The organism is Pseudomonas sp. 05N36 (assembly GCF_056397385.1).
The window spans coordinates 398,986-416,077 of record NZ_JBFTNH010000005.1 but is presented as its reverse complement, the minus strand read 5'-3'; the positions used below and the strand labels follow the sequence as shown (position 1 = coordinate 416,077).

General features: G+C 61.8%; 13 protein-coding genes and 2 pseudogenes. 3 read left to right on the top strand and 12 right to left on the bottom strand.

Features of this window, described 5'->3' with window-relative positions; translation table 11 throughout:
- The 12 genes and pseudogenes from AC1DIH_RS10320 to tssA form a co-directional block, all read right to left on the bottom strand.
- Positions 1-558: pseudogene (locus AC1DIH_RS10320) on the bottom strand (RHS repeat-associated core domain-containing protein); the annotation flags it as partial.
- A gap of 12 nt (positions 559-570) precedes the next feature.
- Positions 571-1,005, bottom strand: a complete 435-nt coding sequence (locus AC1DIH_RS10315) for a DcrB-related protein (protein ID WP_052967849.1) — start codon at positions 1,003-1,005, stop codon at positions 571-573.
- A gap of 18 nt (positions 1,006-1,023) precedes the next feature.
- Entirely contained in the window at positions 1,024-2,961 is a 1,938-nt protein-coding gene (locus AC1DIH_RS10310; protein WP_477771583.1) for a type VI secretion system Vgr family protein, read from the bottom strand.
- Between the two features lie 168 nt (positions 2,962-3,129).
- Positions 3,130-5,808 (bottom strand): type VI secretion system ATPase TssH, encoded by a 2,679-nt coding sequence (tssH, locus tag AC1DIH_RS10305; protein WP_477771582.1) that lies wholly within the window; start codon positions 5,806-5,808, stop codon positions 3,130-3,132.
- A complete protein-coding gene (gene tssG / locus AC1DIH_RS10300) occupies positions 5,801-6,853 on the bottom strand; it encodes a type VI secretion system baseplate subunit TssG (RefSeq protein ID WP_477771581.1) in 1,053 nt (350 codons plus the stop codon). The genes tssH and tssG overlap by 8 nt, the downstream gene beginning before the upstream one ends.
- A complete protein-coding gene (gene tssF / locus AC1DIH_RS10295; protein WP_477771580.1) occupies positions 6,817-8,676 on the bottom strand; it encodes a type VI secretion system baseplate subunit TssF in 1,860 nt (619 codons plus the stop codon). Before tssF ends, tssG begins: the two co-directional genes overlap by 37 nt.
- Positions 8,673-9,185 carry a type VI secretion system baseplate subunit TssE gene (gene tssE / locus AC1DIH_RS10290; protein ID WP_477771579.1) on the bottom strand — a complete coding sequence of 171 codons (513 nt, stop codon included), beginning with the start codon at positions 9,183-9,185 and terminating at the stop codon, positions 8,673-8,675. Before tssE ends, tssF begins: the two co-directional genes overlap by 4 nt.
- An 83-nt stretch (positions 9,186-9,268) precedes the next feature.
- Positions 9,269-9,493: pseudogene (locus AC1DIH_RS10285) on the bottom strand (hypothetical protein); the annotation flags it as partial.
- 82 nt (positions 9,494-9,575) lie between these two features.
- A complete protein-coding gene (locus tag AC1DIH_RS10280) occupies positions 9,576-10,064 on the bottom strand; it encodes an Hcp family type VI secretion system effector (protein ID WP_253417554.1) in 489 nt (162 codons plus the stop codon).
- A gap of 141 nt (positions 10,065-10,205) precedes the next feature.
- On the bottom strand, positions 10,206-11,699 hold the full coding sequence (tssC, locus tag AC1DIH_RS10275) for a type VI secretion system contractile sheath large subunit (RefSeq protein ID WP_054598202.1): 1,494 nt from the start codon (positions 11,697-11,699) through the stop codon (positions 10,206-10,208).
- Between the two features lie 15 nt (positions 11,700-11,714).
- On the bottom strand, positions 11,715-12,224 hold the full coding sequence (gene tssB, locus AC1DIH_RS10270; RefSeq protein WP_007894500.1) for a type VI secretion system contractile sheath small subunit: 510 nt from the start codon (positions 12,222-12,224) through the stop codon (positions 11,715-11,717).
- Positions 12,225-12,304: 80 nt separating this feature from the next.
- Positions 12,305-13,330 carry a type VI secretion system protein TssA gene (gene tssA / locus AC1DIH_RS10265; RefSeq protein ID WP_477771578.1) on the bottom strand — a complete coding sequence of 342 codons (1,026 nt, stop codon included), beginning with the start codon at positions 13,328-13,330 and terminating at the stop codon, positions 12,305-12,307.
- Between the two features lie 404 nt (positions 13,331-13,734).
- Here tssA and tagH point away from each other — a divergent pair, with 404 nt between their 5' ends.
- The 3 genes from tagH to tssK all read left to right on the top strand — a co-directional run bounded on the left by tagH (position 13,735) and on the right by tssK (position 17,091).
- Complete coding sequence (tagH, locus tag AC1DIH_RS10260) at positions 13,735-15,156, top strand: type VI secretion system-associated FHA domain protein TagH (RefSeq protein WP_477771577.1); 1,422 nt, start codon at positions 13,735-13,737, stop codon at positions 15,154-15,156.
- Positions 15,157-15,228: 72 nt separating this feature from the next.
- A complete protein-coding gene (gene tssJ, locus AC1DIH_RS10255; protein WP_477771576.1) occupies positions 15,229-15,741 on the top strand; it encodes a type VI secretion system lipoprotein TssJ in 513 nt (170 codons plus the stop codon).
- A 15-nt stretch (positions 15,742-15,756) separates the two neighbouring features.
- Entirely contained in the window at positions 15,757-17,091 is a 1,335-nt protein-coding gene (tssK, locus tag AC1DIH_RS10250; protein WP_054594703.1) for a type VI secretion system baseplate subunit TssK, read from the top strand.
- Position 17,092: the final 1 nt, after the last annotated feature.

Genomic DNA, 17,092 nt, shown 5'->3' with positions numbered 1-17,092 from the left:
CGGCATCGGCGGATGCTTCATGCAGGCGACCAGGTCCAGCGGCTTGGGCACCGCGCCGGGCGCCGGGGTGGCGACAGTGGGGCGCCACATCTGGGAGAAGAAGCTCTCGGCCATGTCCAGATAGCTGGGCTCGGCTTCGGGCTCGGGTGCCTCTAGCTCGGTACCGGCCGGCGCGACATGGGACGCAATCGCCCCGGCGGCGCGGGCGGCGGGGATGCTGTTGATCAGGGTGTTGGTGGAACCGGTGAGAATGTTCGCCTGCACCGTGGGCGGAAACAGCGAATTGCTGAAGCTCTCGCACAGGTTGCTTAAACCCTTGTCGGCCCCGGTCTTGCTCATGGCGAGACCGACCACCGTGCCCACCACCGCGCCGAGCAGGAAGCACCCGAGCCCGCCAGTGGCGACGGTGATGCCGGTGGCCGCCACCACGGCAGCTGTCGCCAGCGCGGTAATCGCAATGTTCGCCGCCACCTCCAGCACGCCGCCAAGAATGTCGGCCATCATCGAGGTGTGGTTGAGCGCATCGCCCAGCCGGGCGGCCCAGAGTGCATCAGACATGCAGGGTGCTCATCAGGCCGGAACGTCGAACAACAGCGAACTCTTGATGGTTGCCCAATGCGCGGCTTCGGCATCGCCGAGTTTTTCCGCCTTCACGTAGCTCAGGGCGAGCATTTTGCGGGTGCCGGGCAATACCAGCGCCAACTGATACTGGAAGACTTTGTCGTTGCCTTTGTTGAACTGGCTGCGCAACTCGATGCCTTCGACCTCCTGGCTGGCGCCCAGGCGCACGGCGACGCCCGGTTGAAAACGCAAATCTTGCACTTGTTTTTCCAGGCGCTTGAGCTGGTCGTCGAAGTTGCTTTGCAGGGTTTCGCCCTCGGCCAGCAAGCTGCGGCTGACGATCAGCGAAGTGCCCAGTTCAGGGAACTTGAGGATGTTGATCGTCGCGTCTTGCAGCTCGCCTGCCGGCAGCTGGAACTGGAACTCATTAATTCGGTAAGTCATGGAACACAGATCTCGTGATTAGCCCTTGGGCTTGGGAAACGCGGCATTGATGTTGGCGTCGATGCTGGCCTTGACGCCCTGGCCGTCAGGCGTGGCGCCAGGGCCGCCGCCGTTGTTCAGGTGCAGCACGCCGCCGGTGTTGAACTCGGCATCACCGCTGGCATAGAAGCTGATTTGCACGCCGGTCAGGTTGATCTGGCCGCTGGCATTGAGCTCCAGGATGCTTTCACCACAGACCAGCCGCAGGTTCTCGCCCACTTCAATGACGTAGCTCTGGCTGATGCTGTCGGTCTTGCGCTGGCCCACCGACAGAATGTCTTCCTGCTTGACGATGCGCAGGCGGTTGTTGCCGATGGTCACCGTCTCGTTATGCCCGATGCTCTTGTTGCGGTCGTGGCCCACCGCGTGGCTTTCATCGACCTCGACCACGATGTCCTGATTGCGCTCGGCGTGGATGTACAACTGCTCGGCGCCTTTTTTGTCTTCCATGCGGATTTCGTTGAAATTGGCCGGTGTGCCGCCCTTGCTCGAACGGCTTTTCATGCCGCTCTGGGTGGCGTTTTCCGGCAGGTCGTAGGGCACGGTCTGTTCGGCGTTGTAGACGCGGCCGGTGATGATCGGCCGGTCCGGGTCGCCTTCGAGGAAGCTGACGATGACTTCCTGGCCGATCCGCGGGATCTGCATCGAGCCCCAGTTTTTACCGGCCCAGGACTGTGACACGCGAATCCAGCATGAGCTGTTTTCGTTGGACTGATCATGCCGGTCCCAATAGAAATGCACCTTCACCCGGCCAAACTGATCGGTCCAGATTTCCTCGCCTTTGGGGCCCACCACCAACGCGGTCTGCGGGCCTTTGACGATGGGGCGGTGGGTGTTGGGCAGCGGGCGGTAGCTTTGTTGGGCGTCGATGCAGGTCAGACTGCTTTCGAACTGTGCCGAAGGCGCGCCGCCGCCGGTTTCCCCGCTTTCCTGGGAAATGTAATAGCGGGTGCCGACGATCAGGTATTCACGGTTCTGGTCCTGGCGGCTGAAGCCGGTGAGGCTGAACAAATGACCCGAGCCCAGGCCTCGGGCGTTGCCGGCCAGCTCGACCTGTTCGTGCAGGGTCTGCAAGGCTTCGATGCGGGTGCGGGCGTAATGTTCGCCGTCTTCGCTTTGCACATAAGTGCCGGGGTAGTCGTACAGCGGATAATCGCCGGCGGTGTGCGGACGGGGCATGGCCGAGCGCACGTCGATACGCGCGCTGGGGCGCTGGAAATCATAGTCGTTGAGTTCCAGCGAACCCGGCTGGACTTCCTGGGCCAGGTGCCAATCGTGGATGTGATCGCGTTCGCGCTGCTGCTCATTCCTGGGGTAGTAGGGCACCGAGGCGTAGCCGGGCGCACTGGTGTGAGCGCCGTAGGCATCGGCCAACACCAACACATGACGACCCTGTTCATGGCGGAAGAAGTAGTAGATCCCTTCCTGCTCCATCAGGCGGCTGACGAAATCGAAACTGGTTTCGCGATACTGCACGCAGTATTCCCACTCGCGATAGGGCTGGCTCAGGGCGTCTTCGAAATCGGAAAAGCCGAGGTCGCGAAACACCTGCTTGATGATCTGCGGGACGGTCAGGTTCTGGAAAATCCGGCAATCGGAGGTGCGGGTCAGCAGCCAAAGCCAAGGCCGCAGCGTGACCTGGTAGCTGGCGAACTGGCCCTGGTCGACGTTCTGGCTGCAGCGGGCAACGATGCCATGGAAATGACGTTCGCCACTGTCGTCCAGTTGCAGGCTCAGGGACATGGGTTTGCCGAGCAACTGGTTGAGGTCGATGGCATTGTCCAGCGAGTGCAGCTGCAACTCATAGTTGAACAGCCGCCCCAGCTCTTCGCCGCCGCCCATGTCTTTGAGCAACAGCACCTCCGGCCCCAGGGGGCTGGTGATTTTTGCCAGGCGTGAGAGTTGCTTGAATAGCATCGGTTATCCCGTAAACGTTATAGAGCCGAGCTGCATATCCCTGTCGGAACCGGGTCCAGTGTGGGAGCGGGCTTGCTCGCGAAGGCGGTGTGTCAGCCAATATCAATGTCGCTGACAGATTGCATTCGCGAGCAAGCCCGCTCCCACATTGACCGTGTTTCGGTCAGGTCAGGCGGCGTCGCTGAAGTCGTAGTGCAATTCGTTGTCCCGGGCGCTGATCCGTACCCCTGCCAGCGCCTTGCCTTCGAGCATGCGGGTGAGGAACTCGCGGCTCATGTCCGGCAGCAGGCTGTTGGTCAGGATGGTGTCGATCATCCGCCCGCCACTTTCGGTTTCGGTGCAACGGGAGACAATCAGGTTGATCACCTCATCGTCGTAATCGAACGCCACTTTGTGGGTGTTCTCCACGCGCTTCTTGATTCGGTTGAGTTGCAGGCGGGTAATGGCCTTGAGCATCTCGTCGCTGAGCGGGTAGTACGGAATGGTCACCAGGCGGCCCAGCAAGGCCGGCGGGAAAATCTCCAGCAGCGGCTGGCGCAGGGCCTTGGCGATTTCTTCGGGCTCGGGCACGTTTTGCGGGTCTTTGCAGACCCGGGCGATCAGCTCGGTGCCAGCGTTGGTGGTCAGCAGAATCAAGGTGTTCTTGAAGTCGATCACGCGACCTTCGCCGTCCTCCATCACGCCTTTGTCGAAGACCTGGAAGAAGATCTCATGCACGTCCGGGTGGGCTTTTTCCACCTCGTCCAGCAGCACCACGCTGTAGGGTTTGCGCCGCACGGCTTCGGTCAGCACGCCACCTTCGCCATAGCCGATGTAGCCCGGTGGCGCGCCCTTGAGCGTGGACACCGTGTGGGCTTCCTGGAATTCGCTCATGTTGATGGTGATGACGTTCTGCTCGCCGCCGTACATGGCTTCGGCCAGGGCCAGGGCGGTTTCGGTCTTGCCCACGCCGGAGGTGCCGGCGAGCATGAACACGCCAATTGGTTTGCTCGGGTTGTCGAGGCCGGCGCGGGAGGTCTGGATGCGCTTGGCGATCATCTGCAAGGCGTGGTCCTGGCCGATGATGCGTTTCTTCAAGTGCTGGTCGAGGTTGAGCACGGTTTCCAGTTCGTTACGGGCCATGCGGCCCACCGGAATGCCGGTCCAGTCGGCGACCACCGAGGCCACGGCCTGGTAATCCACAGTCGGCAGGATCAACGGGGTTTCGCCTTGCAGGGCGCTGAGACGCTGTTGCAGGTCCACCAGTTTCTCGCGCAAGGCGTGGCTGGTCTCGCTGCCATCCTCGCTGTCCACCACACCGACGCGCTCGCGCAGGGTGGCGCGGGTGGCGAGCAATTCGTCCACCAGGGTTTTCTCTTCGGCCCAGCGGCTTTCCAGTTCGGCGAGGCGTTCGCGCTCGGCGGCGAGCAGGTTTTCGCTGTTGCTCTGGCGGGCGCCGATGACGATGCCGATGGCATGCTCGCGGGCGATGATCTGCAGCTCGGTTTCCAACGCCTCGATGCGGCGACGGCTGTCGTCCACTTCGGCCGGCACGGCATGCAGGCTGATGGCGACCCGGGCGCAGGCGGTGTCCAGCAGGCTCACGGATTTGTCCGGCAACTGGCGCGCCGGGATGTAGCGGTGAGACAGCTTGACCGACGCTTCCAGGGCTTCGTCGAGGATCTGCACCTGATGGTGTTTTTCCATTGTCGAGGCCACGCCGCGCATCATCAGCAAGGCCTTGTCTTCCGACGGCTCGGCCACTTGCACCACCTGGAAGCGACGGGTCAGGGCCGGGTCTTTTTCAATGTGCTTCTTGTACTCGGCCCACGTCGTGGCGGCCACGGTGCGCAGCGTGCCCCGGGCCAGAGCCGGTTTCAGCAGGTTGGCCGCATCCCCGGTACCGGCGGCGCCACCGGCACCTACCAGCGTGTGGGCTTCGTCGATAAACAGGATGATCGGTTTCGGCGAGGCCTGGACGTCTTCGATGACCTGGCGCAGGCGCTGTTCGAATTCACCTTTCATGCTCGCGCCGGCCTGCAACAGGCCGACATCGAGGCTGCGCAGTTCCACGTCTTTGAGCGCAGGCGGCACGTCACCGGCGACGATGCGCAGGGCAAAGCCTTCGACCACCGCGGTTTTACCGACACCGGCTTCACCGGTCAGAATCGGGTTGTTCTGCCGACGACGCATGAGGATGTCCACCAGCTGGCGGATCTCTTCGTCACGGCCGACAATCGGGTCAAGCTTGCCGCTGCGGGCCTGCTCGGTGAGGTCGACGGTAAAACGCTTGAGCGCTTCCTGCTTGCCCATGGCGCTGGGGGCCATGGCGCCACTGGCTTCACCGGGCACGCTGCCTGCGTTGAAACCATCGTTGGCGCTGAGCGCATTTTCCGGCGAGTCGCCGACGTATTCGTCGAACCGCTCGCTCAGGGCCTCGACCTTGATCTTGTCAAACTCTGCCGACAGCCCGAGCAGCCCGTGGCGCAGGCTCGGCGTCTTGAGGATGCCCAGCACCAGGTAACCGGTACGCACCTGGCTTTCGCCGAACATCAGGCTGCCGTAGACCCAGCCACGTTCCACGGCTTCTTCCACATGGGAGGACAAGTCAGTGATTGATGTCGAGCCCCGTGGCAAACGATCCAGGGCTTCGGTCAGGTCTCGGGCCAGGCGCGCCGGTTCGATATTGAACTGGCGGATAATGCGGTGCAGGTCCGAGTCCTGCAATTGCAGCAACTGATGAAACCAGTGGGCCAGTTCCACATACGGGTTGCCACGCAACTTGCAAAACACGGTGGCGGCTTCGATGGCTTTGTAGGCCACGCTGTTTAGCTTGCCGAACAACGCGGCGCGACTGATTTCACCCATGCTCATGGCTCCTTGAGGTCTGTGAGGTGTTGGCTTGCTCGGCGTAATGCCGGGCCAGTATTAAATCCTTGGCATCTGTTTCGGGCCGGCCCAGCCAGGTATTGAACCCCAGGCGGAAGCGGCCATTGAGTTGCAGCGCCGGTACTTCTGGCTGTTCCAGGATCAGGTTCAAGTCCCAGTCCAGTTCATGGCCCAGGTATTCGGCCACCCAGGCCACCAGCTCATTGAAAGGTTGGCTGCCGGGCAGCATGCCCATGTAGTCATCGAGCTTGAGCGGCCCCAGGCGAATGCGGAATTTGTGCTGGCGATCCCAGACGTAACGACCCAGGCAAAAATCCATGCCCAATTGATGGGCGCTGACGCCCACGCGGCTGCGTTCCGGCAGCTCCAGCCATTGGCCGACGTATTCCTCGATCGCTACCGGCAGGCCGAAGTATTCGCTGATAATGGCCTTCAAGCCGTCCGGGTAGCGGGTTTGTGCCGACAGATGACCGCTGTAATGCAGCTTCGCCGTGTCGGGGATCAGCCCTTGTTTGAGCAGGCTCGGCATGCCCCGGCCGCTCAGTGCCGCCAGGCGTGCCGACCAGTAGTCATCGTCCGGGCGATCATGGCTGACTGTCGGTCGCGCTTCGGCCCAGGCCCGATAAAACAGGCTCAGCAGGCGATGGTGGAACACATCCAGGAAGCGTTTGCTGGTGCTGTCGGCGTTGTTGCGCTGGCGTTCGCGCACATACTCAGTGATGTGCAGCGGCAACGGGCCGTTGGGGCCGCCGAGGCCGAAAAAGAACTGCTCCAGCCGCGCCGGCGCACCGTCGATACCCGGCTGTACCGAGGCCAGGGTCGCCGGGGCGAAGGTGCAATCGGCCTGTTGCCCAAGGCGCAGCGGATCATCGGCCAGGCGCAACGAATGGCCCAGGCGCGGCAGCTCAGGCGATTCGCACTCGATGCGCCGCAATGCCTGGAAGAAGTCATATTCCCAGGGCTCCTGGTGCATCGCCTCCAGGGTACTCACAGGGTCGGACGGCGTCCGGGCTTGGCTTTCCATCGCATGATCTCGCCGCGTTCGGTGGTACGGATCACCGTCTCGGTAAAACTGTTGATCGACACGTAGCGTGCCAGGAAGCGCTCGAACACTGCGCCGAGCAAGAAAACCCCGGTGCCGCGAAACGCGTTTTCATCGAATTCCAGGGTGATCTCCAGGCCACGACCAAACACGATCGGGCCCGGCATTGGCAAGCGTCGGGTGCAGGCCTTGCTGCTGACTTCGCGCAGGCCTTCGATCTGCAATTGCAGCGCCGTATCGTTGCTGTCGCCGTACAGGCGCAGCAGTTCGCGCAGGGCGGCGGCGCCCTGGCCTTGCTCGCTGAGGGACAGGTAGTTCAGCGAAAGCTGGCTGATCAACCGCCAGGCCTTGGCGTCATGGGCATGGCTGGCGCGTGGGCGGCTCGGGCCTGCCACGCACCGCACCGCCGCTACAGGTGCGCTGTCTGCCAGGGTGAAGTCGGTCTTGCCATTGCCCACGCTCATGAACAGCGGCAGGTCGCGGTTGGTGCATAACGCCGTTACGCCCAGTTGGCGCAGGTCGTGGCGATAGGGTGCCTGCTGGCTGTCCACCAGGCTGACGAAGGTTTCGCTGCCGATGTAAGTCGAGCGCGGGCCGTTGCGCCGCTGGCCGCTGGACAGCACACGTGGTTCGCGCCGCACCGTGTACCAGGCCTGATCGCGGCCGTAACGAGACGGATCACGTACCGTATAGAACGGCAAAAAAGGCTGCTCTGACCCGGTCCCATGGCCGGTGAGGGTGGTCAGGGAGTGAATCTCGAAATCCATCGGCCGGGTGCGGTCGGCGATCACATGGTGTTCATGGACCCGTTCCGACAAGTGGATGCGATCCAGGCGCTTGGGAAACAAGTTGATTGCCGGGGTGCAGAACGGCAGGAACTGCGCGGCACCGACGCTGCCTTCCAGGCTCGGATCGTGACGGTCGAACAGCACGATCAATTCCAGCTCCTGGCCGTCGCAGCGTTTGACCGCACGGTTCAACTGGGTGAAGTCGACAAACAGAAAGCGGTGGGGCAGGGCGAAGTATTCCTGCAACAGGCGATAGCCCTGGAAGGCTCGCGAGACCACTGGCAGCGCGGCGTCGGTATCGTCGAATCCCACGGAACGCAGTGCATCCTGCGGCAGGCGTTCTACCCAATCGCCGCCGGGCTGACGTGCGAACACGGCGCAGGCGTTGCCCAGCAGCTGTTCATAGAGGCGAAAGGGCTGCTCGTCGGCGCCGCTGAGGTACAGCGGCAGGTTGTCCAGGGGCAGGCTGTTGAATGGCAGTTCGGCCCCGGTACGCAGGGTCAGGCGCAGGCCGGCCTTGGCCTTGGGTTCACTGGCGGCCAGGCGCCCGAGCACGGCGGACGGGTTGCCGAAGTACTCGGCCCGGCTGACCTGCAGCGGCCACAACGTCACCGCGTGGGCGGTGCGGTACTCGCAGCAGGTTTGGGTTTCGCGACCCAGGGCGGCACGCAGGACCGTGTCCCGGGGCAGCGGGAAGCCGCTGCTCAGCGAGCCTTCATCGGGGTCGGCCTGCAGTTGCACGACGGTCATCGACGGTGTCGGCGCCAGGTAATGGGGGTAAGCGATTTCCAGCAAGTTGTGGGTGAAGGTCGGGTATTCAGCGTCGAGCTTGAGCTGTACTCGCGCCGTCAGGTAGGCGAACCCTTCCAGCAAGCGCTCGACGTACGGGTCGGCGCAGTCCATACCGGACAACGTCAGCCGACTGGCGATTTTCGGGTATTGCTGGGCGAACTCCGCCGCGCTTTCGCGCACGTGGAGCAACTCCTGGTTGTACAGTTCCAGCAGGCGTGGGTTCATGAGCGTCTCCGCTGGTCGGCGTTGACCACCCGCACATGGCCGGATTCCAGGTCCAGGTCGGTTTGCAGCATCAGGCGCAGCGGCACCGGCTGCGCCCAGAGGTCGCCTTCGATCTCGAAACTCAGGGCGTTATGGTTCATTTCGGCGGATGCCCGGGCCCGCACGCGCAGGGTATGGCGCAGAATCCGCGGCTCGAACGTGGCGATGGCCTGGTGGATCAGCGCTTCAAGCGCCGCGATATCGACGTTCGACGCACTGTTGCCGGCCAGGGCTGGCAACCCGAAGTTGACCACCGAAGTACCGGCCGGGGTGTGCAACGTCGCATCGGCGCCGAGCAATGAAGTGGTGTTGAGCAGCCACGCCAGATCACGCAGCACCGAGGCTTTCAGTTGGCTCAGGGACAGCACGCGCTTGTCGGCGCTTTCCTTGAGATTGCTCGGGTCGTCGTCGGTCAACCGATCCAGCAGGGACGGTTGCAGGCGATCGCGGGTGGCGATGTCGGTTACCACGAGAAATGCGCCACGAAATTTTTCTGGTCCATGCCGCCGGTCATGCAGCCAGCACTATGAGCGACTTTCGACACTTCCATGGACAACCAGTTCGCCAGCGACTCGGCACCCCTGGCATGTTCATGCGCACATTTGGGTTCGGTATAGGTAGATTTGTTGACCTTGATGGTCAGCTCCGCATTGAGCGTCATGCTCATACGGATAGCGCACTGGTTGGCCCACGGACCATCGCAAGGCTTTGCGTCGGGATACGTAATCAGGAGGTCGGAATACGCTTTCCACAAATTGACAAACGAAGGCTTGGCCATGACTCAGACACCGGATGGGACAGGATTGGATTCGAGCAAGCACCAAACTGCCCCCGACGCATAACGACGGGGGCATCTTCGATTACGCCTTGACGTTCTGACGGATGTTCCAGCCAAACTTGATCGGGCCGCCGTCTTTGGTGCCGTCGGCTTTCTGCGGCTGGTAGTCCACCAGCACTTTGGCGAAGTTCAGGGTGACGTTTTCGGTCAGGCGATCATCGCTACCCGAGCCGCCGGTGCTCAGGGAAGTGATCAGCACTTCTTCCAGGTTGATGATCATGTACTCGACCTGGCTTTCGCCGCCGGCCTTGCGCACGGTCAGCTTGACCTTATCGATGTGCTTGCCGGCGGCGCAGTGCATCATCAGGTTCGGCGAGGCCTTGTCGACATACTTGGTCAGCGACAGGTCCTGGACGTTCACCTTGCCGGCACCGCCGCCGCCGCCCACGTGCATATTGCCGGACTGGGACATGCCCCAGCTCCAGTTCAAGACGTCGATTTCGTCCTTGTGGGCCTTGTCCATGGACTCGCCCTTGATGTCGCCGATCTTGATGAAAATATCAACAGCCATGTTTTCTCCCTGTGTGGTCTCTACCACATTGTGTTTTTGCTGATCGTTCCCACGCTCTGCGTGGTATCGCATCGGGTGACGCTCTGCGTCCTGGGCGGCATTCCCACGCAGAGCGTGGGAACGATCACATCAAGGGCGGTGTTACGCGCCCTTGGCCGAAGGCAGCTTGGATACCAGGCGCAGCGACACGGTCAGACCTTCGAGCTGATAGTGCGGACGCAGGAAGAACTTGGAGGTGTAGTACCCCGGGTTGCCTTCCACGTCCTCGACGATCACTTCGGCCGCAGCCAATGGGTGCTGGGCCTTGGTGGTTTCGGTGGAGTGCGCCGGGTCACCGTCGACGTAGTTGAGGATCCAGTCCTGCAACCAACGCTGCATCTCGTCCTTCTCTTTGAAGGAGCCAATCTTGTCGCGCACGATGCACTTCAAGTAATGGGCGAAACGGCAGGTGGCAAACAGGTAGGGCAGGCGCGCGGCCAGGTTGGCGTTGGCGGTGGCATCCGGGTCGTCGTATTCGGCCGGTTTCTGCAACGATTGGGCGCCGATGAACGCGGCGAAGTCGGTGTTTTTCTTGTGCAGCAGCGGCATGAAACCGTTCTTCGCCAGTTCCGCTTCACGGCGGTCCGAAATGGCGATTTCGGTAGGGCACTTCATGTCTACGCCGCCGTCATCGGTCGGGAAGGTATGAGCCGGCAGGTTTTCCACTTCGCCGCCGGATTCCACGCCACGAATGCGCGAGCACCAGCCGAAGTGTTTGAACGAGCGGTTGATGTTCACCGCCATCGCGTAAGCGGCGTTGGCCCAGGTGTACTTGGAGCTGTCGGCGCCGTCGGTGTTTTCTTCGAAGGCGAAGGCTTCCACCGGGTCGGTCTTGGCGCCGTAGGGCAGGCGCGCCAGGAAGCGCGGCATGGTCAGGCCGATATAGCGCGAGTCTTCCGATTCACGCAGCGAGCGCCAGCCGGCGTATTCCGGTGTGGTGAAGATCTTGGTCAGGTCGCGCGGGTTCGACAGTTCTTGCCACGAGCCCATGCCCATCACGGTCGGCGAAGCGGCTGCGATGAACGGCGAGTGCATGGCGGCGCAGACTTTCGACAACTCGCCCAGCAACTCGACATCCGGCGGCGACTGGTCGAAGTAGTAATCGCCCACGAGGCAACCGTAAGGTTCGCCACCGAACTGGCCGTATTCTTCCTCGTACATCTTCTTGAAGATCGGGCTCTGGTCCCACGCAGTGCCCTTGAATTTCTTCAGGGTCTTGTGCAGGTCGGTCTTGGAGATGTTGAGCACGCGGATCTTGAGCTGCTCGTCGCTCTCGGTGTTGTTGACCAGGTAGTGCAGGCCACGCCAGGCGCTTTCCAGTTGTTGGAAGTCCGGGTGATGGATGACCTGATTCACCTGGGCGGTGAGCTTGGCGTCGATGGCGGCAATGATCGACTCGATCGACTTGATCGCGTCGTTGGACACCAGGTCGGTCTGCGCCAGGGCCTGTTCGGCCAGGGTGCGCACGGCGGTCTCGACGGCTTCGCGAGCGCGGTCGGTCTTGGGTTTGAATTCTTGCAGCAGCAGGGAGGCGAACTCGCTGGCTTCTTCGGTGGTGCCCAGTGTCTGAGCGTCTGCACGTACTGAATCGGTCATGATCATTCGTCCTGATTAAGCCTGAGGCTCGGCTGGCTTCGGCGCACTGGCAAGTGCCTGGAGCAGCGCCGGGTCCTTGATGGCCTTCATGATGATTTCTTCGGCGCCAGTCTTGCCGTCCATGTAGGTCAGCAGGTTGGCCAGTTGGGTGCGCGCTTCGAGCAGCTTGTTCAGCGAGTCGACCTTGCGCGCCACGGCGGCGGGGCTGAAGTCGTCCATGCTTTCAAAGGTGATGTCCAGGCTCAGGTTGCCTTCGCCGGTCAGCTCGTTGGGCACGTGGAACGCGACGCGTGGCTGCATGGCCTTGAGGCGCGAGTCGAAGTTGTCGACGTCCACTTCAAGGAACTTGCGATCGGCAACAGGGGCCAGGGGCTCGGCCGGCTTGCCGGCGAGGTCAGCCATAACGCCCATTACGAAGGGCAACTGGACCTTTTTCTCGGCGCCGTAGAGCTCGACGTCGTACTCGATCTGCACTCGAGGCGCGCGGTTGCGCGCGATGAATTTCTGAGAACTTTGCTTCGCCACGTTGCTGCTCCTGGTCGCTCAAGCGACGGTGTTGGCGTCATCGGTGGTACCGGTGACGTGACTGCGTGATCCTTTCGCTTTTATTCGCTGTCTGGTCCGCGCAGGTTTTCAAATTGGCTCATGCCGTCGGGAATCAGGTTGCGCACGATGGCCGCAAAGTCAGCGTGCACCAGATTCTTTGCCCGGTTCAACAGCACCGGCAGCGGGCTGGAAGGCTCTTGACGCGTGTAGTACGCAAGAATCCGGTCCAGGCTGCGCAGCACGTCGTCGCGGTTGTTGATTTCGCCAGTGCCGGTACTGCGCGGTGCGCTCGGTGCGGTGGCGTATTCAACTGGCGCGGCGCTGTCGTCGCTAATGGCATCGGGCAGGGGGGCGTCGCCGCTCTGGGGGGCGAACTGGCCGAGGATCTGCAGGGCCATTTTGATCGGTTGCTTCAACGGGCCAAGGTCAACGCCCTGGGCGGAACCGACGTATTCGCTAACCTGTTGCTCAATGGTCTCGGCGGCATTGCGGGCCTCGTGCAAGGCCGCGCGGGTGATTTCCAGTTGCTCGGGATCGCTGCCGAGGAACGCCCCGGCGAGCTGCTCGGAGCCGAGGCTTTCGTCAGGGAAACTTTGCAGGCCGCTGGCATTGGCGGCGGCGCGCAGGCTGACAGGGCCAAAGGTGCGCGAGCGGGCCAGGATGCTTTCGCGCAGCAGGCGGATAGTGGTGTCCGACGTCAGGCCGGCAAGGGCATTGATGCGCACGGTAGGATCGTTGTCGTCATCGGCATCCAGTCGCGGATGCAGGTCGGCCCAGTATTGCTTGAGTAATTCGCCGATCAGCGTCAGGACGCGGGCCAGGCCCGTGACGCCTTCGAGGGCAAGGGAGCTTTGCAAAAGGAAATGGGTGATACGCAGGTCTTTACTGCGTTGCAACAACTCCAGGCTTTGTTGCTGGATGCTGCTCCATTCAGGGGGTTCGGCAGGCAATATCGAATCGCCCATGCTGCGCTCGGGCTGGCCGCGGGAGTCGCGTTCCAGGCGCAAGAATGCCTGGTCATATTCCAGATCTTCACCACAAGGCGAAGTCTCGGAAACGGCAGCGAGCAGCGAAGGTACTTCCACTGAGTTTGATCTCCCTATCGCCCGCTGACAGAGTCGGGCATTTCACACGCGAGTTCGCGATGGAACTTCACATGTTTCCTTGACGGTAATTGCTCTTTTGAGGGGCAATGATCTTGAAGTACCGTCGCTCATATTCAAGAACTTGCGCATTTTTGGTGTAGTACTTATGCCTTGTCAAGGTAAGCTATTATCCTGTGCGACAGATGTGAGGTGCTTAACAACCCGCGCGACCGGTTGGTCGAGGCGGGCACTTATGCAGGTTTTTTGTCACGAAAGCCGGTTAAGATCAGCGATCATGCTGGTTGAAAGGCGTTTTCGACGTTGTTTGCAAGGTATGTCGGCGAGAGTCACTCGGGCCTAGGCCCTCACTCGCCTGCGCGCAAAGTGTTCAGCAAGGAGGCAAGATGTCGCTGTGTTTGACTATCACTAGTTATCACAAGATTACCCCAGGTCAGTGCTCTGAAAAATCCATGGACCAGGGCGTGATGGCAATTGGCCGTAATTCTGATAATGACTGGGTATTGCCTGACCCTCAGCGCCTTATTTCCGGCAAACATTGCGTTATTCAATACAAAGATGGCCGCTACTATTTAACCGATAACAGCACTAATGGTGTGGAATTGGTCAAGGCCGGCATTCGCCTGCGCAAGGGAAACAGTGAGCCGTTGCAGGATGGCGAAGTTATCCGTATCGGTGATTATGATATCCAGGCGCGCATCGATTTCAGTCTGCCGGTGACTGACAGCAACCCTTTCGCCGATTCGTCCAGCAGCTTCGAGGCCCTGATGGGGCACCAGGGCGCTGTTGCGAATACACCGACGTCGTTGCCCATGACACCGCCTGCACATTTCCAGGGCGGGTCGGCCATGGACACCGTGTCGGACCTTTTCGACTTTCTGTCACCGACCAGCGTCCCGCCGGCCACCCAGCCCGACCATGTCCCGGCCGAGCAGCATGACTTCCGCCCACCGACCCCGATTCCCAACCCAACGCCCGTGGCGGTGCCTGTACCGTTGGCGTCGGCCTCGGTGATTCCGGAAGATTGGGACCTGTTCAGCGATAAGTCTGCGCCGGTTGCGGTTGCCCCACTGCCTGTCGCCCCCTTGCCTGTCGCAGAGGTTACGCCGTCACCCGTGCCTCAAATCAGCACACCGATTGCGCCGGCACCCCTGCGTGAACCGCCCGTGGCCATCGTCGAACGCGAGGTCAATCCGGTCAGCCCGGCCGACCATGCTCAACCCGACCTGTTGCAAGCCTTCCTGCGCGGCGCAGGGCTGGATCAGTTGCGCCTGGACAAGGCCCAGGCCGAAGCGCAGATGGAAAGCGTTGGCCGCAGTTATCGGCTGATGGTCGAAGGCCTGATCGATGTCTTGCGCGCCCGCAGCAGCCTCAAGGGCGAGTTCCGCATTCAGCAGACGATGATTCAACCCGTGGAAAACAACCCGCTGAAATTCGCCCCCAACGTCGATGAGGCCTTGCTGTTGCTGCTGCGCCACAGCAGTCAAGCGTTCATGGCGCCGGACCTGGCGGTGCGCGATAGCTTCGATGACTTGCGTGCCCACCAATTGGCGGTGATGGCCGGTGTGGAAGCAGCGATCAAGCACCTGCTGGCGCGCTTCGAGCCGGCGCAACTGGAAGAGCGCATGGGCAAGCCCGGTGGCCTGTCGAGCCTTTTCAATGGCTCGCGACAGGCCCAGTACTGGCAGCAGTTCACCGAGCTCTACAGCAAGATTTCCCGCGAGGCCCAAGAGGATTTCCAGGACCTGTTCGGTCGGGAATTCAGCCGCGCCTACGAAGAGCACAGTACAAGGCCGCGCCGCGGCTGAGCACCGACTCATAACGCGATACATGGCAATGAACGGAACAATGGATAGCTGAAACGTCATTGAGGACGCAGGATGATTCACAGGTTTTTACTCGCAGTTGCCACCGCGCTTCTGCTGACCGCGTGTGCGAAGGATACGGCCAAACCCCAGCCCGAAGTGGCTGAGGCCGAGGCCGACACCGCCGCCGTCGAGTTGCACTTCCACGCCATCGCCGGGCTCAACCCCGGTAGCACCGGCCAGCCGGCCCCGGTCCGGGTGCGCATTTTCGAATTGAAAAATGCCGCCACCTTCGGCCGTTCCGATTATTTCGCCCTGGCCGAACGAGCCCAGGCGACGCTCGGCGCGGATCTGCTCGACCAGGACGAAGTGCTGGTCGAGCCCGGCCAGCAATTGAGCTTGAAACGCGACCTCGACCCGGCCACCCGCCACATCGGTGTGCTGGTGGGGTATCGCGAACTGGATCAGGCGCAGTGGCGCACGGTGATGAATGTTCCGCCGCGCCAATACACCGAATACCAGATCAGCCTCGATGTGCGCGCCGTGCGCAGCGCCGTCGTTGTTCCCCCATCCAGCCCTGCCCAATAAGCAATCGGAGCCCCCATGTCCTGGAACAATCGCGTGGTCTGGTCGGAAGGCATGTTCATTGGAACGCAGCACTTCCAGCAGCATGACCGTTATCTGGAAAACCTCATCGACGCCCGAAGCCGCCCGTTGTCGGCCGGCGCCTGGGGTTTTTCCGAATTGCTGATTGATCAGGGGCTGTTGGCCCAGGGCAAACTGGCAATCATCTCGGCGCGGGGCCTGTTACCGGACGGCACGCCATTCAACATTCCCCAGGATGACCTGGCGCCGAGCCCGCTGAATGTCGATGCCGACCTGCGCGATGGCCTGGTGTACCTGGCCTTGCCGCTCAAGCGTGCCGGAGCGCGTGACACCGTTGATGAAGGCGAAACCCCGGGCGCTGCGCGCTACGTGAGCCAGGTGCGCGAAGTACGGGACGACAACGCGCCGTTCGAAAACCGTGCGCCGGTGGCAGTGGCTTCCAGGGCGCTGCGATTATTGATTGCCGAGGATGGCATCAGCGACTATGCCGCCATCGGCCTGGTGCGAATCAAAGAGAAGCGCGCCGACCGCGCCCTGGTGCTCGACGACACTTACATCCCACCGCTGATGGATGTATCCGCCTCCAAACCCCTGGCCGCGTTTCGCAGCGAACTGCTGGGCCTGCTTCATCAACGCGGCGAAGCCCTCGCCGGGCGGGTGGTTGCTTCCGGTGCCGGCGGGGCCTCGGAAATTGCCGACTTCATGCTGCTGCAACTGGTCAACCGCGCTCAGCCGTTGATCCAGCACTTGAGCCAGTTGAGCCCGTTGCACCCCGAGCGGTTCTACAGCGAGTTGGTGAGCCTGGCCGGTGAGTTTTCGACCTTTACCGCTTCCGGGCGGCGACCGCAGGAAAACCCGCAGTACCAGCACGACAACCTGGCGCTGAGTTTTGCGCCGGTGATGCAAGCCCTGCGCGAGGCGCTGTCGATGCTGATCGACAGCAAGGCCACGCCGATTCCGATCGTCGAAAAAGCCTACGGCATTCATGTGGCAATGCTGGCTGACAAGGCCTTGCTCGACAGCGCCAGTTTCATCCTGGTGGTACGCGCCGACGTGCCTGCCGAGACCCTGCGCAGCCACTTCGGCCAACAGAGCAAAGTGGGCTCGGTGGAGCACATCCGCAACCTGGTCAACCTGCAATTGCCGGGCATCGGCCTGCTGCCGCTGCCGGTGGCGCCACGGCAGATCCCGTATCACGCAGGCTCCACCTATTACGAACTCGACCGGGGCAGCGAGCATTGGCAGCAACTGGCCAACTCCGGAGGATTTGCGTTCTACATCGCGGGGCAATTCCCGGGGCTGGACCTGGCTTTCTGGGCGATCCGAGGATAAA

Excerpts from the sequence above, each read along its gene's own strand:
- AC1DIH_RS10315 (WP_052967849.1), bottom strand. The coding sequence starts at position 1,005 with ATGACTTACCGAATTAATGAGTTCCAGTTCCAGCTGCCGGCAGGCGAG.
- AC1DIH_RS10310 (WP_477771583.1), bottom strand. The coding sequence starts at position 2,961 with ATGCTATTCAAGCAACTCTCACGCCTGGCAAAAATCACCAGCCCCCTG.
- tssH (WP_477771582.1), bottom strand. The coding sequence starts at position 5,808 with ATGGGTGAAATCAGTCGCGCCGCGTTGTTCGGCAAGCTAAACAGCGTG.
- tssG (WP_477771581.1), bottom strand. The coding sequence starts at position 6,853 with ATGGAAAGCCAAGCCCGGACGCCGTCCGACCCTGTGAGTACCCTGGAG.
- tssF (WP_477771580.1), bottom strand. The coding sequence starts at position 8,676 with ATGAACCCACGCCTGCTGGAACTGTACAACCAGGAGTTGCTCCACGTG.
- AC1DIH_RS10280 (WP_253417554.1), bottom strand. The coding sequence starts at position 10,064 with ATGGCTGTTGATATTTTCATCAAGATCGGCGACATCAAGGGCGAGTCC.
- tssC (WP_054598202.1), bottom strand. The coding sequence starts at position 11,699 with ATGACCGATTCAGTACGTGCAGACGCTCAGACACTGGGCACCACCGAA.
- tagH (WP_477771577.1), top strand. The coding sequence starts at position 13,735 with ATGTCGCTGTGTTTGACTATCACTAGTTATCACAAGATTACCCCAGGT.
- tssJ (WP_477771576.1), top strand. The coding sequence starts at position 15,229 with ATGATTCACAGGTTTTTACTCGCAGTTGCCACCGCGCTTCTGCTGACC.
- tssK (WP_054594703.1), top strand. The coding sequence starts at position 15,757 with ATGTCCTGGAACAATCGCGTGGTCTGGTCGGAAGGCATGTTCATTGGA.